We start from the raw sequence: 16,441 nt of genomic DNA, 5'->3' as shown, positions 1-16,441 counted from the left end.
TCAGCGCGGTGTAATGCCTAGCGTACTGCGCATGGTTCCGCCTGTGAGTGCAATTGTTGCTATATTCTGCATATTGCCATTTGTGGTCATGGCCATGTTGGTTCTAAACGGCTCGATAATCTTCTGATCTTTATTAAATTTAATTTGATTATCTAAAGTAACAGTATCTTCACTCACGCCTATTTTGGTGATTAATCCTAAATTCCCTTCCATACGATTAAAGTTAATCGCAGAAGTATGAACTGCACCTGTGCTATCTACATCTTCATTAATCAGACTAAAATAACTACCAAGATTATTAACATCACCTTTTTCTGTAGAAGTTAATGTTCGGAACTTAAAGTTTGCATCCAACGATAAATAATTTTCGCCTGCTACATCCAGTCCCGGAATAATCATTAACTCACCACTACCATCAAGCATCATGGCAATTGTTGTTAATACATCATCGCGTTTAGAAAAGTTGTCATCAGGAACAAACTGATCACATTTATTGCCTGATACACAGTTATATTTAGATCCCGGTAATTGGCCAATTGCCACTTCAGCTTTAGCTGCGATCAGCAATTTATCAGCTTTTACATAGATGCCTTCATCTTCATAACCAATAACCCCTTTGGATTCAATAAAGGCATCAATATTTCGAAGGCCAGCATAATAGTTTCGCGCATGGCCATTCTCTACACCACCATCAATTAAAAGAATTGAAGTTGTACTTGGTGCTCCAGTTTTGGCATCCTTTCCATAACCTTCAGTTGATGCCATCACGTTATAGGCAATACCATTCTTGTCACCGTCATATTTTGTACCCGACAAAGCAACATTGGCATTCAGGTTGTAAATTGGAATACCAATTCCCCAAGAACCACTATTCCCGGAAATAATACCAGTATCATTAGAAATAAAATTTGCTTTGGCTGCAATCGACTGGAAATCCATACCCCGTATGGCGATTAGTGCAAAATCCTGATTAGCAGACGTACTGCTTAAAGTTTGCTGCAAAATCGGATTACTTTGTCTAAGTGTTGACTTAATATTGTCATTAACTAAAAATTCTAGGCTCTGCGCCTGAATTGTATTGATATAAATATCGCCAAAATCGATATATGCATTATTTTTTCCAGTTAATGAACGTAATTCATTAAACTGAACTGCATAGCTTCCTTTACCCGTATGACCAATTTCCAAAGTCGTTGGTTTTAAACCCTGTGCTGCTGCCACTTCCTGATTGGTAAAATCAGCTGATAAACCAAGATGCAAGCCGCCTTCACCTGCGTTATAGCTTGAAACACTGCGATCTTGTCGCGTCAGCACACCACCAACTTTATTACTTATATCAAAAGAGTTCAGTTTTGACTGATCAGCACCTAACGACAAACGTGCATTACTCACTGCACCCGAAATACCATAGCGCATGATATTTTTTAAATCGCCATCTCCATTCTGATAGCGTAAATCAAAGTTTAATCCAGCTGTTTGCGCACCAGTTGTTCCTACAGCCACTGGTTTTAAATTAATTAGATGGTCTTGTGTGCCACTTTTACTGGCGAGTACGACGCCTTGTATCGGGTCTATATACATATAGCCCGTACCAGCGAAGTTAAAATTAAAGTTATCTAGAACTAAGCTATTTGTACCTAAAGTATGTTTGATCGTGGCATCTTGCAAATTGAAATCGATAGTAGCTGTTTCATTCTTATTGAATAAACCTGCTGTCGTATGAAGCACCATTTTAAATGGACTATCAATCGCAAGACCTAATTTGCCCAAATTTTGATTGTTTTCGACACAGCTTGTTCCAACACAATCCTTACTCACAAGTTTAAAATCTGCATTGGCACTAAAGGGAGCTACGCTTGCTTCTAGACGGATCCCTGCACCAGCATCGGTCGCACCGACATCAAACTTAAGCTGGCTTAAAATCGCATTTTGATCTTTGCCTAAGATTTCTACTTTATGCAATCCCAGTCCCATCTTGGTATTTACATCAGCATTCGGGTCATACCAATTGAGCTGTTCAACTTCTACTTTTGATACCTCGTGTGTAATCGTAATACCGTCTTGACCAGTGATATGACCCAATTCTTGTTCTTCAATCAGCTCTAGTGCATAACTATGCTGTGCTAAACAGACACATGCCGTTAATAATTTAATTTGTGATTTTATTTTTTTCATTCTTTCATCCCTATACTGCATCCATGCAGTTAGCAACGGCTTTGTGCACTCCCAGCTGAGCAGTTAAAGCCAAATATTTTTAAGTTTCCTGACATGTGCATGTTGCCGTGCATATTGAGACCCATAAACCCCTTCTCACGCCCCCGGTCAAATTCTGGAACATCTGCTGAGGCAGTGGTATATGTACCGTCCGCTTTATAAACACGATTGGTGAAGGTCGTATACTTCTCTGAATTGGCATAGCCTTCTTTATCGCCCTCACCGGTTCCGGTTTCAATAGCCAAAGTATTAAAACCCAAGTTTCTGATTTTTAAAGGTTTATCATCATAAAAAGTGATTTTCATGGCTGTTTGAGGATCACCTGCCACATTAGTAATTGTAGTGCCATCGATAGAAAACTTATCAATTTGCAGGGTGCCTTGTATGCCTTTAAATACCAGCCATTTTTTATTGCCTTGAGCATCAACATGATTGTTCGGAGAAATAGCCAAGCGACAAAACAAGGTGTTAATTCCACAATCTGTTGTTGGCTTGTAATACACCTCTAACTTATTAGCGACCGTTTCAGAAATTTGAGATTTCGTTAAATCAGTAGCGTATTGATGGTTGAGTGACAAGGTCCAGCTTAAATCTGCTCCGCCTTGACCCGTTTCCGCTGTCATTTGCTGCGGATCAAGACTGACCAAGCCGGCTTGTGTCGCAAAAGAAATCCCAAGAACTGTAGCAAGCATTAACTTTTTCAACATTGCCCTATTCCTTTATAGACCTGTAGTTTTTATTTTTAGATGTTGAATCAACACACCATCAATCACTGCTGAACCAAAATTCCTCATTGAGTTATCAGTAGCCCCCCTAAATACCACACCAGTAGCATTATTATCATCTTTTGCCTTCAGCATATTAGTATTGGCAATACGTTCAACAGAACCAATGGCGATACTACTGTGAGTTGCATCGCGTCCTTGATACAAGGCAATGCTATCTGAAGCTTGAGCTTTAATTTCAGTACCACACGTATATACATTACATGTAGAGCCTAAAAGTGCTTCTGATCCTAAAAAACCACCTTTTCCATCTGGATAACGCTGATAAATCCGGTTGTAAATATCTGGAATTTTAGGAATACGTGTCACTTCCAAAATAATATTATTTCCTTCCGAACCCACAACAAAAGGCTGATACATACTTCCTAGTACCAAATTGATATTCGGGCTATATAAATACAATCCCTCGGTATCATGAAATATAGGAGCTGCAGAGCCATTTAAAGCAGGAGTCGGACCATCTCCATCAAGATTATTCTCTTTTGCTGCACTACTAATACGAATCCCTTTACTGTTCAAATTGTTTGAATCACTGGTCAAAGTAGAGGGATCATCATTAGTATTGAGTCGGATCAGACTCGCCAGGCCCAAGGTTTGACTATATGCAAGATCAGGCGATGTAAGGGTTTGAAATAATCGGACTTGCGAACCGTTCATGCTCAAGCCATTAGCAATAAACTGTGCACGAAAACGTTCAGAAATATCTAAGCCTGAAGTAGGTGCTCCAGTAGCATAATCTACGGTATTACTTGAATTTAAAGAACGTGAGAAAATATCAGTCCAGAAACCAAGCTTAATATTATTATCTGCTTCATTTGCAGCAACTGTTGCAAGAGGTGCTTCTAAAGCTAGATAGCCCACTTCTTTTCCCGTATCCGTAAACTGTTTTACTGTTTCGGCTCCGGCATGAAATAACCAAGGATTGCTGGCTGTTCCCCAATTAAACCCCTGATTGCTATAGCGGCTACTGAGTGAATTATCACTTTTTGATAAAGCTAAACCATAGATAAATACATCAGCCTTCGTACGTAGCGTACTGACTGAGGCACCCATTGCAGCTTCTTTGGCCGCTGTTGTTGCGCTCGCTTTAACCGCCTGTTCCATAGCAGTCACTGCATTTTTTGCCTGAATCAGTGCATACCTATCAGCTTCAATTGCTAATTTTTCTTGTGTCGCATTCTCTACAACTGTAGTAACTCTTGAATCAATAGCATTGGTTCGGGTACCCGCTTGTTGAGTCCAAGTATTATTTAATGGAGTGGTTACCTTGTTTCCATATAACAATTCGATCATTTCATAGGTATTTTTTAATGCATATTCGACAGATTTATCTTTTTGCCCTACAGTTAAAGTATGAGATGTTGTTCCGTCACTTTTTAATCCTGTAATAATTGTACCGTCATAATAATCCTCATAACGCTGCTGATAATATTGCTGCATTAATGTCGAATTACGATATTCTTCCATAATACCACTACGCGCACTTGCACCAATTTCATTACGGATTGCAGTTAAAGTCGCATTATAGTTTTGAGTTTTATAGGTACTAACACTATTGTCATAAGTCGTTTGATAAAGATTGGCATTTGCACTGATACCATTTAAATAGCTACTTGCATACACTCGATCATAGACTTTGTTATAGGCACGCTCACCTAACTGAGCATAGTTCTCTCCAGTCGGAATAATACGAATAAAGCCAGTGTCTGCCTGACCTGGATTGGCAATACCTCGTGCATAGCTTGAACCACTGGAAGCATCATTCGGTGCCTGAAAAACCATTTTAAAGTCATCAAGTACCAGGGCAACACCTTCACCGGTAGTATCAGAAAGAGAAGAATCAGTTAATTCCTGCATTGCATGTGCAGATGGCAATAATCCTAAACCGATCATCATTGCCAAAAAGCTTTTACGAAATTGAAATTTAGCTTTTATTTGAGCCATCTCGACCTATCCTTCTTATCTGATGCTCCGCATCTTTATCCTTCAGCTTCCCAGCCTTCAATTTTTGATTTTTATGATGCTTAGCACATCTTTTTTATATATTCATTCTTCATTATGCTTATTTTTAGCAGGATTACCAAAGCCAAAAGACCAAAAACCCCGAGTTTCCGATGAATGAAACAGCAAAAAAAATAAGCGAGGCATTAGCCTCGCTTATTCAATGCTTTAAAACTATTAAGCTTTAGGCAAAGTAACGCCTGTCTGCCCTTGGTATTTACCACCACGATCTTTATAGGAGGTTTCACAAACTTCGTCTGATTCGAAGAACAGCATTTGAGCCACACCCTCACCCGCATAAATACGTGCAGGCAGGTTAGTTGTATTTGAAAACTCCAGCGTGACATGACCTTCCCACTCAGGTTCAAGTGGAGTCACATTCACGATAATGCCGCAACGTGCATAAGTCGATTTACCCAAGCAAACGGTCAGTACATTTCGTGGAATACGGAAGTATTCTACTGTACGCGCTAAAGCAAATGAGTTGGGTGGAATGATACAAACATCCGATTCAATATCGATAAAGCTTTTTTCGTCAAAGTTTTTCGGATCGACAATTGCAGAGTGAACATTGGTGAATACTTTAAACTCACGCGCACATCGCACGTCATAGCCATAGCTTGAAACACCATAAGAAATCAGCTTTTGACCATTTTCATCCAGACGAATCTGGTTTTCTGCATACGGTTCAATCATGCCGTGTTTTTCGCTCATTTCGCGAATCCAACGATCAGACTTAATTGCCATTGATATAATCCAAAAATCTTAAAAATAAGTAATTGCGACGTACTTTAACTGAAATTGACACTAATGAAAATAAGCGAAATTCTGACAGCTAAATTTCAGGAAATTTAGCTGCTTTTTCAGGTTTAAAGACTGAGGAGTGCTGAATAGGATAAAGGTACAGAAAAGCTCATTAAAATAATGGAAGCGGTCTTTTGTAAGTTCTTTTGATTCAGCCAGCGATTGTTTTTTCTGGCCAATAAGCTACCTAAAAAGGTCCAGAAAAATGCGATAGGAATAAGTAATGCCAAGAATGCCAGCATATAAGTCACATAATATTGACTGCTTTTCCACACAATGACCGGGAAAATAGCCGAAGCAAATAATAATGCCTTAGGATTCAGCAAAGTCGCCAAAAATAGTTCCCGTGCCCGAATCGAAATACATTGAAAATTTTCACCAAGTTCTGTGGTACGCCATAATTTTAAAGCTAAAAATAGAATATAAGCAGCACTACAGAGTTTGAGAATATGAGGTAATTCCGGTAAATAGATCGAGATTTTACCAATCAAAAAGCCCCAGAATGTAATTGCGATGAGATAGCCGAAAACTTCTGCAGGAATAAGGCGAAAAGTTTTTCTAAATCCAACTTGAATACCTGACGATGCCAATAAAGTATTGGTTGGGCCCGGTGTTAATAGAATGGCTGCCACTAAACCAATAAATAACCATGAAATCATAGTTTGACCTCGCTCTTAGGTATTAAGCATAAAATAATCCGGTCAAATCTGCAAAAAAATAATTGTAAGAGAACATATTAAAAAAAAATTATATTTTATTTTTTTATTTATTTTCATATAATTATATAAAAATAAAAGAAAATTTTATTTCAGTCAATTTTGTCAATTTATAAAGCTATTAGCTCATCATAAAATTGCTATAAAAGTAGAAGTTTCAATAGAGTATTCGGACTTAAAATTCCTGAAATACTAGTCTCTATACCATGAAAGAAAAATTATCCAAAACTTTGAAATCATTATTTCTAGTAATCTTTGATTGAATTTTAACTAACTAAAAATCCCTGCTCTTGCATATGAACTTTGCACACTTCTATAGAAAGATTTAGTGATGGGAGCAACTTTTACCTAACTCCTAATGATTAAATTTCCACTCTCCATTTAAGATGTCTATCTTGCTCAATTTGTTCAACATATTGATAAAGCAAAATTTCGAAAAAAATGTTATTAAAGGTATTCAGACAAAATAATTGCTGTTAAATTGTACAAGGACAACAATTGATAATTCACATTTTTTAACATCCAGACGGTTTAGTATATTGTTGTTTTAATTATATTTTAAGAACTACAGAATAATATCAGGAGTCATATATGAATAAATGGATCAAACTTTCAGTCATGAGCTTAGCGTTATCAGGCGTAGTTGCCTGCTCGAATGATAATGCACAAAATAAATCAGATAATCAGGCTGCATCTGGCGAGAGCGTAGCTGCAGATAAACTGCAAACCCGATTTGTCAATATTGCGACAGGCGGTGCCTCAGGCCCTTATAATGTCATCGGAACAGGATTGGCTGAAATCTATAACAAGACCTACGGCGTAAGTTCCAAAACCCAGACCACAGGGGCTTCTGTCGAAAATCTAAATTTATTAAAACAGAACAAAGTTGAAATGGCCTTTGTCATGAGCGACAGCTTAACTGAAGCAATTAATGGTCAAGGCAGTTTTAGTTCTAAAATTGACAACGTGCAGCAGATCGCTGCGCTTTATCCAAACTATGTACAGATTGTCACTTCAAAACGTTCTGGTATCAAAAATATTGAAGATCTCAAAGGCAAACGTATTGCAGTGGGCGCCCAGAATTCAGGTGTAGAAGTGAATGCCCGTACTCTATTGAACGGTTTTGGTATCACTTATAAGGATGTCAAAGTAGATTACTTAGGTTATGCCGAAGCAGCTGATGCCTTGAAAGGCGGTAAACTGGATGCAGCCTTCCTGACCAGTGGTCTTCCAAACTCTTCACTGATGGAGCTGCAACAGGGCTTTGATCTACAACTGGTGAGTATTAATCCGGATAAAGTGAAAGCGATTGCCAAAGATCAGGCGTATTTCCTGCCAATGACCATTCCTAAAGGGACCTATGGCAATGCTGAAGATATTCCAACAGCTGCGATCATGAATGCGCTGGTGGTTCGTTCTGATCTCTCTACAGATGATGTATATAAGCTAACCAAGACGTTCTTCTCCAGCTTGGATCAACTCGCCAATTCACATCAGGCTGCTAAAGAAATCACTTTAGAAGGTGCACAAAAAGGTCTGGTTGCTCAACTGCATCCGGGCGCGCAAAAATTCTATGATGAGAATAAAGCGAACTGATGAAATGGATACAAGGTGCAGCGATTGCTGCACTTTTTAGTTTGGCTGCTTTTTTTATTACCTATGTTTGGATGACATTTCCGTATATTTTTGTGGAAGTGAAAGAGCAAAATTTTCAGTGCAAAATTGACCAGAAATCTTTTCAGCTCAGCTGGATGCATTCGGTAGAAAGAACACAGTGGAAAGAACGTTATCTTCTAGACAAGGACCATTTCATTCTGACAGATACTCAGTTCATTTCATTTGGTGCGGGTACACCTGATCAAGGTACTATTACTCGACAGGATGATGGCAACATCCATATGCAAATCAACCGAGAGATGAAAGAACTCAACTGGGTCATTTCACGCAGAATGCAGGGACAAATTGAGAGTGCTGATCGGATCTGGAATATTTATCAGGATTTTCCCGACTACAGCACGGTACAACTTTCTATAAGAAAAGACAGCCTATGGAAAAAAAGAGGTTTAAATGATTGCCTATGAATCCACAAGAAACAAGAAATGTGACCGAAGCACTGGATGATCAACAGCAACAAGAATTATTAGAAAAATTTGACCGTGAATCTGTCACTCGCAACCCGAATAACAAATCGGTTCGCTGGTTTATTGCTGCCCTGGCAATATCCTATTCTTTATTTCATCTTTATATTACTTTTAATCCCTTACCCGAACTGATCCAGCGTGCGGCGCATGTATCCATTGGTCTGGCGCTGATTTTCTTGTTATATCCAGCACGTCAGGCCAGTAGCCGACAAAAAGTCGCATGGACAGACTGGATTTGGGTGATCGCCTCTTTTGCTTCTTTCTTTTATTTATTTAAAGAGTATCAAGCGATTATGACCACTCGGGGAGGCATTCCCAATACGCTGGACATTGTCTTCTCGATTATGACAGTAGTATTGGTGGTTGAGGCTGCTCGAAGGGTAATGGGCTGGATGTTGCCGATCTTAGGACTGATTTTCTTAAGCTATCCATTTGTCAGTCATTTTGAATGGATGCCGGATCGCTTGCTCACTCGCCCCTATACATTCAGTGATATTTTCGGACAAATGTACCTGAAGACTGAAGGTTTATATTCTTCAGCCATTGGTGCTTCAGTCACCTTTATTTTCCTGTTTATCCTGTTTGGTGCCTTTCTGGCGAAATCAGGAATGGGAAAATTATTTAATGATCTCGCCATGGCACTTGCGGGACATAAGCAAGGTGGACCAGCCAAGGTCGCGGTGATTTCCAGCGGTTTTATGGGCAGTATCAACGGGACGGCGGTTGCCAATGTCGTAGGAACAGGTTCATTTACCATTCCTTTAATGAAGAAAATTGGCTATCACAAAAACTTTGCCGGTGCAGTGGAAGCCAGTGCTTCTGTCGGCGGGCAGATCTTGCCGCCAGTAATGGGTGCCAGTGCCTTCATCATGGCAGAAACCACGGGTGTCAGTTATGGCACGATTGCCTTAGCTGCGGTATTACCTGCCCTGCTGTATTATCTCGGTGTGATGGCACAAGTCCATTTCAGAGCTGGTCGGGATCATCTGAAAGGCGTTCCCAAAGCTGACCTACCACGAGTCAAAGAAGTCCTGAAAGAACGAGGACATTTATTATTTCCAATCGTTGCTTTGGTATTCTTTTTATTCCAGTCGATTCCAGTGAGTTATGCCGCTGTTTATACAATTTTGTTGACCATTGTGGTGGCAGCATTCAGAAAATCTACCCGTATGGGACCTAAGGAAATTCTGGAAGCTTTGGCTGATGGCGCTAAACAGTCGCTCTCTGTGATGGCGGCCTGTGCCGTCGTCGGGATCATTATTGGGGTGGTGAGCTTGACTAGCTTTGGTTCTGTCATGACTTCTTCAATCATGAGTATTGGTGCTGGCAGTCTGTTCCTCACTCTGTTCTTCACCATGATTGCATCGATGATTTTGGGTATGGGCCTGCCATCGATTCCAGCCTATATCATTACCGCGACGATGGCTGCTCCGGCTTTGGCCAACTTTGATATTCCAATCCTAGTCGCGCATATGTTCGTATTCTATTTTGGCCTGTTTGCCAATATTACCCCACCAGTTGCCTTAGCCGCCTTTGCTGGTGCGGGGATTGCCGGGGGTGACCCAATGCGGACTGGATTCCTGGCACTACGCCTATCCCTAGCCGGATTTATTGTGCCCTTCCTGTTTGTCTATAACCCGGCGATGCTGATGATTGATACAACAGATATTGCCGTGAATGCCAAAGAATTTGCCTTACCGGCATGGAATGTCATTTTAAGCATTACCGTGACGTCCATTGTCGGCATTCTGGCACTTGGCGCTTCAGTCGAAGGGTATTTTAAAGCTAGCATGAACTGGTTCTGGCGCATTTTCTTGGGGGTTGGTGCACTCATGATGATTGTCCCTGAGACCATGACCGATATTATCGGCACCATCATGGTGATTATTGCGATAGGCTTTAATATCCTTCAGGCAAGAAAAGAAAATACAATCACGACTAAAACCTCATAAAAAAAGAGAGCCTCGGCTCTCTTTTTTTCACTATAGAATCTTAGAAAATACGAGTTTTATCTTTTTCTGCTTTTGGCAATTTTGCTGCAATTTTCTGGGCAATGGCCATATAACTTTCAGCAGCATCATCTCCAGCAATCACTGAAGGCTTACCGGCATCGGCATTTTCACGAATCACTGCATTCAAAGGCAAGCGGCCGAGCAATGGAATATTGTATTGCTCTGACAGTTTATCACCGCCGCCTGTACCAAAGATCTGTTCTTCATGACCGCAGTTCGAGCAGATATGGGTCGACATATTTTCGACTACCCCCATCACTGGAATCTGCACACGATTGAACAGTTCAATGCCTTTGGTCGCATCCAGCAATGCCACGTTTTGTGGTGTGGTGACGATCACAGCACCTGTGACTGGAATACGCTGAGCGAGCGTTAACTGGATATCACCTGTACCTGGTGGCATATCAATCATCAATACATCCAGATCTGGCCATAAAGTTTGATTGAATAGCTGCATCAAGGCACCTGTTGCTTTCGGACCGCGCCAAGCAACCGGGGTATTATTATCACCTGTTAAGTGACCAATCGACAGCACTGCCATACCATAGGCATCGAGTGGGACAAACTGTTCGGCTTCGATCATCGGGGTTTTGCCGGCATTGCCGAGCATCGTTGGAATACTTGGACCATAAATATCCGCATCCAGTACACCCACTTTCAAACCTAATTTTTGCAAAGCTAAAGCCAGGTTCACAGTTGTGGTTGATTTACCAACACCGCCCTTGCCTGAAGAGACCAGAATGACATTCTGAATGCGTGGATGTTTGGGTACATCTCGTTGCTGTGGAGCAGCTTTCTGGATCGGTGGATTATTTGGATCAGCTTCTGCTTGAGCTACGCTGCCTGAAGCATCAACTACAGGTGGCAGATTCGATTTTGAAGCAGCAGTTTGCGGCTGGCTGGAACAGCTCTCGCCTTCTGCATGATGATGTCCACAACCGCCTTCTTTTTTATGACCCGTCTTTTGCTGAATCACATGCAGGTTTAGTTCTTTAATACCGCATTTCTCTAGCGCATCCGCCAGTTCATCATGAATCTGCTGTAACTGCTCTTTTTCTTCCGGATAGGTATTAATGGTGATTTGCAGAATCTCGCCTTGCACATTGACCTGAGTAATCCGGTCTTTCAGCGCATTGCTAGAATTTGGCAAGATATAGTTTTGCAGTACGTTCTGCACAGCTTCTTCGTTCACCTCCTTGGAAGGCGAAAAAACCGATTTAAGCGAAGAAAGCCAGGACATAGGTTACTCCAAAAATATAGATAGACATCTGAATAGCTTAGTTTAACGAGGTTTTAGTCTCAGGTTAAGCAATCTGTATTCAGAAGCCTGAAAGACAAATATAATTTCCAACTATTTTACTTGGTTTTAAAGAGTTACAGGGAAGAAAATTTATAAAGTCAGCATTACATCTTATTTATTGTTTTATATTATTGATATTTTAAAATTTTAAATAAAATTAACTAGATAGTATCCATTAAAAAGCCACTTCATTCAAAAATTAAATGAAGTGGCTTTCAACATGAAATGATTATTTATGATTTTTATCTTGATCGGTCTTGTTTTGCCCAGATTGATCAGCCTTATCCTGATCCTTTTTAGCATCATCTTTATTATTGGTCTGATCTGAATTTTGATCCTTATCCGTAGCATCCTTAGAAGAAGAATCCTGATCCTGCTTTTTAGAATCACCTGACTGAGGCTGGTCATCGCCTTTCATTTTAGTCATGGTTTCAGCCGCCATCTGTTTCAACTCATTCAGTTTCGTAGCAGCTTCATTCACCAACTCACTAATTTTGACCTTAGTATCTTCAAACTTGTGTAGCGCTTCATCTTTTAAATTTGCCATGCGATCCTGGTCAGCCTGATTTGCTGATTTATCTCCAGAACTTTGATCCTGTGCCTTTTTCGAATCATCTGAACCTTGCTCGCCGTTTTTCTGGCTGTCTGATTTGCCATTTTTTAACTCATTCAGAATCTTTTCGCCTTTTTGCAACAGCTCTTCACCAATTGCGATGGCTTTCGCTTTTAAGTCATCCATTTTGGTACTTTCAGCTTTTTTATCTGATTCATCACCATGATTAGATTGGTCATTTTTAGACGCATCTTTTTGCTCTGATTGCTGATTATCTGATGCTTTAGAGTCTTGCTGTTTATCAGAATTTTCATCAGCACCATTTTTTTGGGCTTCTAGGACTTCTTCATGCTTCTGCTTATGCTGTTTATCAATCTTGTTCTGCTTCTGCTCTTGTTCAATCTTGTCATGCAGTTCTCGTGCATGTTGTTCTTTATCTTGATTCTGTTTTGAAGTACTTGTCTGGTTATTCTGAGTCATGAGTACCCTCCTAAGGCGTCATAATAAAAATGATCAGCCAAATTTTTAGCACAAAGCATGCAATGACGTGGGTGAATTAAGCAAACTGCAACAAAGCCTGTACATGTTGTTGCTATTGCTTGCAGGAAGTAGCATCAACTTATCTCAATCGAATTTTTAAGGGTCAATTACCTGTCTATAGCCTGTTTTTGTATTCTGAATATTCGGCCTGATTTATTCCTTGTGCTTCTGTAAAAGCATTTCTTTGTAATCCCTTCTGCATCATGTAAAATTATGGCCCATTGCATAATGAATACGAATGAGAGAGTGAATCCGTGCGTAAAATCCTAGTCACCAATGCCCTTCCTTACGCCAATGGCCCGATTCATATGGGTCACTTACTCGGCTATATCCAGGCTGATATATGGGTACGTGCGATGCGCGCGATGGGTCATGACGTGACGTATGTCTGTGCGGATGATGCTCATGGTACAGCGATCATGCTGCGTGCTGAGGCAAATGGCATTTCACCTGAAGCACAGATTGCCAATGTGCAAAAAGAACATATTCGTGACTTTGACGGTTTCGGTGTGCATTTCGATCATTATGACTCTACCCACAGTGATACTAACCGCGCCCGTGCTTCAGAAATCTATATCAAAAACCGTGAAGCCGGTAATATTGCAGTTCGCCCTGTAACCCAGTTATTTGACCCTGAAAAAGGCATGTTCCTGTCAGACCGTTTCATTAAGGGTACATGCCCAAAATGTAAGGCGGAAGATCAATACGGCGATTCATGTGAAGTTTGCGGTACAACTTACAACGCGACTGAATTATTAAATCCAAAATCGACTTTAAGCGGCGCGACTCCTGTTGAGAAATCTTCGGATCATTACTTCTTTAAACTGCCAAATTTTGGTGAATACCTGCAAAAATGGACTCGTGACGAAGGCCGTCTACCCGTATCTATCGCCAACAAACTGGATGAATGGTTTGACAATGGCTTGAACGACTGGGACATCTCACGTGATGCACCGTATTTCGGCTTTGAAATTCCTGATGCGCCAAACAAATATTTCTATGTGTGGGTGGATGCGCCAATCGGCTATATGTCGAGCTTCGAGAATTACATCAAAACTAAACGTCCTGATTTAAGCTTCGATGATTTCTGGAAAAAAGATTCTAAAAATGAAGTCTATCACTTCATTGGTAAAGACATCGTTTACTTCCATGCCCTGTTCTGGCCTGCAATGCTGGAAGGTGCAGACTACCGTACACCAACCGGTTTATTCGTGAATGGCTTCCTGACTGTAAATGGTCAGAAGATGTCTAAATCTCGCGGTACCTTCATTAAAGCTGAAACTTATTTACAGCATTTGAACCCTGAATACCTGCGTTATTACTTTGCTTCTAAACTTTCTGACAAGGTTGAAGATTCTGACCTGAATCTGGATGACTTCGTTCAGAAAGTGAATTCGGACCTAGTGGGTAAAGTAGTGAATATCGCCAGCCGTTGTGCAAAATTCATCAATACCAAGTTTGACAACAAGCTAAGTGCAACTTGTGCCGAGCCTGAACTGGTTCAAAGCTTTATTGATGCTGGCGATTCAATTGCCAAAGCTTATGAAACCCGTGAATTCTCGGCAGCGATCCGTGAAATCATGGCACTTGCAGATAAAGCCAACCAGTACATCGATGAGAAAAAACCTTGGGCTTTAGCGAAAGTTGAAGGCGAAGAACAACAGGTTCACGGTGTGTGTTCTGTAGGTATCAACCTGTTCCGTCAATTGGCTGTGTATTTAGCTCCAGTGTTACCAACATTGGCTGCTCAGGTTCAGGACTTCCTGAAATTAGCTTCTTTCGACTTTGCTTCTCGCACTGAAATTTTGACTGGTCATGAAATTGCGTTGTTCCAGCCGCTAATGCAACGTGTTGATCCGAAAGCTGTGGCTGCGATGGTCGATGCATCTAAAGATTCTTTAGCTGCACCTGCTGCTGAACCAGCAAAAGCTGAGAAGAAAAAAGAGAAAGCCAAAGAGAAGAAAGCTGAGCCTAAAGTCGGTGAAGCTGAAATCATCACCATTGATGACTTCATCAAAGTTGACCTGCGTGTAGCGGAAGTTCTGGATGCTGCAACGGTTGAAGGTTCTGACAAGCTTTTACAACTCACGTTAAATGTCGGTGAAGCTGAACCACGTAATGTCTTCAGCGGTATCCGTGAGTTTTATAAACCGGAAGACCTGAAAGGTAAACTGGTGGTGATGGTTGCGAACCTTGCTCCACGTAAAATGCGTTTTGGTATTTCAAACGGTATGGTACTTGCGGCTGGTAATGGCGAAGGCGTTTGGGTGATTTCACCTGAATCTGGTGCTAAACCGGGTGATAAAGTTTCTTAAGATTTAGGTCTTAGATAGAAGAAAAGCCTCTACTGATGTAGGGGCTTTTTACTTAGTCTACTAAAATAATACTCAGCCAATAAAAGTTCTTCATCTTTAGTTTTTTTACCATTTATACAATTTATTTTCTTGTTTTTAAAAAATATATCTATAGAATCTAAACGCTTTTTTATTTTTAGAATTATTCGGGGTAAACATGAAAAAATTACTAGTTTCAGCTTTAGCAGCATCAACAATTGTATTCACAGGATGTTCAGTTCGTATGGCTGATATGACTGTAGCTTCAACTAAAAACTTTAACCTAAACTCAACTCAGTTCGTTAAAGGCGAACGCGTTAAAGGCGAAGATAAAGTTCCAGTAATTTTATTCCCTTTAGGTATTCCTAATTTCAAAACAGCAGTAGATCGTGCAATTGAAAAAGATCGTTGTGCAGTAGCACTTTCTGATGTAGTCATCACTCAACTAAATCAAGCATTTCTTGTAGGCCAAATTGGCTATCGCGTAGAAGGCACTCAAATTATTGACCGTTCTCAGCCTGAATGCAGTAAATAATTGCTTATTAAAAAAGCCTCTATCTTTAGAGGCTTTTTTACGTCGATCTATAAATCAGATAGCACTTATTTATCAAGGAAAAATTCCCAGATGACATAGCCAATGCCGAAGCCCAGCAATGAATATAAGGTAATAATGAAAAATACAAATGCTGCATTATTTTTCTTTTTCCAAAAACTCATAGTGATACCCAAGGCTGTTTGCAATGCCCCATGTTAACGGGCTTTTTTATAAAAGTGAAATTTATCTAAGTAATTTATTTATAAAAATATTTTTAGAAAAAAACTTTTATTTTCTTAAAAAATCAATATACAGATTCAAACTGAATGCCTAGTACAGATATTCAATTCCTCTTCTCTCTTTTAAAAAAGGTAAATATTTTTATAGAAACCTTTGCACGAATAAACACACAAAAGTTCATTAAATTGGTATAATACAATAAAATCAATCACCTAGCAAAAAACACGACTATGGCATGGAAACAAACAGGGCAACTCTCCCTAGCAG

13 protein-coding genes are annotated in these 16,441 nt (G+C 40.2%); 5 read left to right on the top strand and 8 right to left on the bottom strand.

Translation table 11 applies throughout. The features are described 5' to 3' along the window. From FTU46_RS11860 to FTU46_RS11840, 5 genes are all read right to left on the bottom strand, one after another. Complete coding sequence (locus tag FTU46_RS11860) at positions 1-2,175, bottom strand: DUF6160 family protein (protein ID WP_159123365.1); 2,175 nt, start codon at positions 2,173-2,175, stop codon at positions 1-3. Positions 2,176-2,204: 29 nt separating this feature from the next. Further along, a complete protein-coding gene (locus FTU46_RS11855; protein WP_159123364.1) occupies positions 2,205-2,921 on the bottom strand; it encodes a hypothetical protein in 717 nt (238 codons plus the stop codon). A gap of 12 nt (positions 2,922-2,933) precedes the next feature. Next, complete coding sequence (locus tag FTU46_RS11850) at positions 2,934-4,943, bottom strand: hypothetical protein (RefSeq protein ID WP_180105050.1); 2,010 nt, start codon at positions 4,941-4,943, stop codon at positions 2,934-2,936. Between the two features lie 234 nt (positions 4,944-5,177). Then, positions 5,178-5,747, bottom strand: a complete 570-nt coding sequence (dcd, locus tag FTU46_RS11845) for a dCTP deaminase (protein WP_004785008.1) — start codon at positions 5,745-5,747, stop codon at positions 5,178-5,180. Between the two features lie 122 nt (positions 5,748-5,869). Beyond that, positions 5,870-6,463, bottom strand: a complete 594-nt coding sequence (locus FTU46_RS11840; protein ID WP_180105049.1) for a LysE family translocator — start codon at positions 6,461-6,463, stop codon at positions 5,870-5,872. 648 nt (positions 6,464-7,111) lie between these two features. Between FTU46_RS11840 and FTU46_RS11835 the strand changes: the two genes are divergently transcribed. Genes FTU46_RS11835 through FTU46_RS11825 form a run of 3 tightly spaced genes read left to right on the top strand, consistent with a single transcriptional unit; the run spans position 7,112 to position 10,613 of the window. Next, positions 7,112-8,116: a TAXI family TRAP transporter solute-binding subunit gene (locus FTU46_RS11835; protein ID WP_159124389.1), complete on the top strand. Its 1,005-nt coding sequence runs from the start codon at positions 7,112-7,114 to the stop codon at positions 8,114-8,116. Next, a complete protein-coding gene (locus FTU46_RS11830; RefSeq protein ID WP_166139306.1) occupies positions 8,116-8,601 on the top strand; it encodes a DUF1850 domain-containing protein in 486 nt (161 codons plus the stop codon). The genes FTU46_RS11835 and FTU46_RS11830 overlap by 1 nt, the downstream gene beginning before the upstream one ends. After that, positions 8,598-10,613, top strand: a complete 2,016-nt coding sequence (locus FTU46_RS11825; protein ID WP_180105048.1) for a TRAP transporter permease — start codon at positions 8,598-8,600, stop codon at positions 10,611-10,613. The genes FTU46_RS11830 and FTU46_RS11825 overlap by 4 nt, the downstream gene beginning before the upstream one ends. A gap of 40 nt (positions 10,614-10,653) precedes the next feature. Here FTU46_RS11825 and apbC read toward each other — a convergent pair whose 3' ends face one another. Both apbC and FTU46_RS11815 read right to left on the bottom strand, forming a co-directional pair. After that, on the bottom strand, positions 10,654-11,913 hold the full coding sequence (gene apbC / locus FTU46_RS11820) for an iron-sulfur cluster carrier protein ApbC (RefSeq protein WP_159124392.1): 1,260 nt from the start codon (positions 11,911-11,913) through the stop codon (positions 10,654-10,656). A 289-nt stretch (positions 11,914-12,202) separates the two neighbouring features. After that, positions 12,203-13,006, bottom strand: a complete 804-nt coding sequence (locus FTU46_RS11815) for a hypothetical protein (protein WP_180011998.1) — start codon at positions 13,004-13,006, stop codon at positions 12,203-12,205. Between the two features lie 314 nt (positions 13,007-13,320). On the opposite strand from FTU46_RS11815, the gene metG reads away from it, so the two are divergent. Both metG and FTU46_RS11805 read left to right on the top strand, forming a co-directional pair. Then, positions 13,321-15,381 (top strand): methionine--tRNA ligase, encoded by a 2,061-nt coding sequence (gene metG / locus FTU46_RS11810; RefSeq protein ID WP_034701999.1) that lies wholly within the window; start codon positions 13,321-13,323, stop codon positions 15,379-15,381. A 196-nt stretch (positions 15,382-15,577) separates the two neighbouring features. Next, entirely contained in the window at positions 15,578-15,934 is a 357-nt protein-coding gene (locus FTU46_RS11805) for a hypothetical protein (protein WP_034581100.1), read from the top strand. 65 nt (positions 15,935-15,999) lie between these two features. On the opposite strand, the gene FTU46_RS16880 is transcribed toward FTU46_RS11805, so the two are convergent. Beyond that, positions 16,000-16,116, bottom strand: coding sequence for a hypothetical protein (locus tag FTU46_RS16880; RefSeq protein WP_373683639.1), 117 nt, complete (start codon positions 16,114-16,116; stop codon positions 16,000-16,002). Positions 16,117-16,441: the final 325 nt, after the last annotated feature.

This window comes from Acinetobacter sp. YH12108 (genome assembly GCF_013419055.1).
Classification (GTDB): domain Bacteria; phylum Pseudomonadota; class Gammaproteobacteria; order Pseudomonadales; family Moraxellaceae; genus Acinetobacter.
This window is presented reverse-complemented; position numbering and strand designations above follow the sequence as displayed.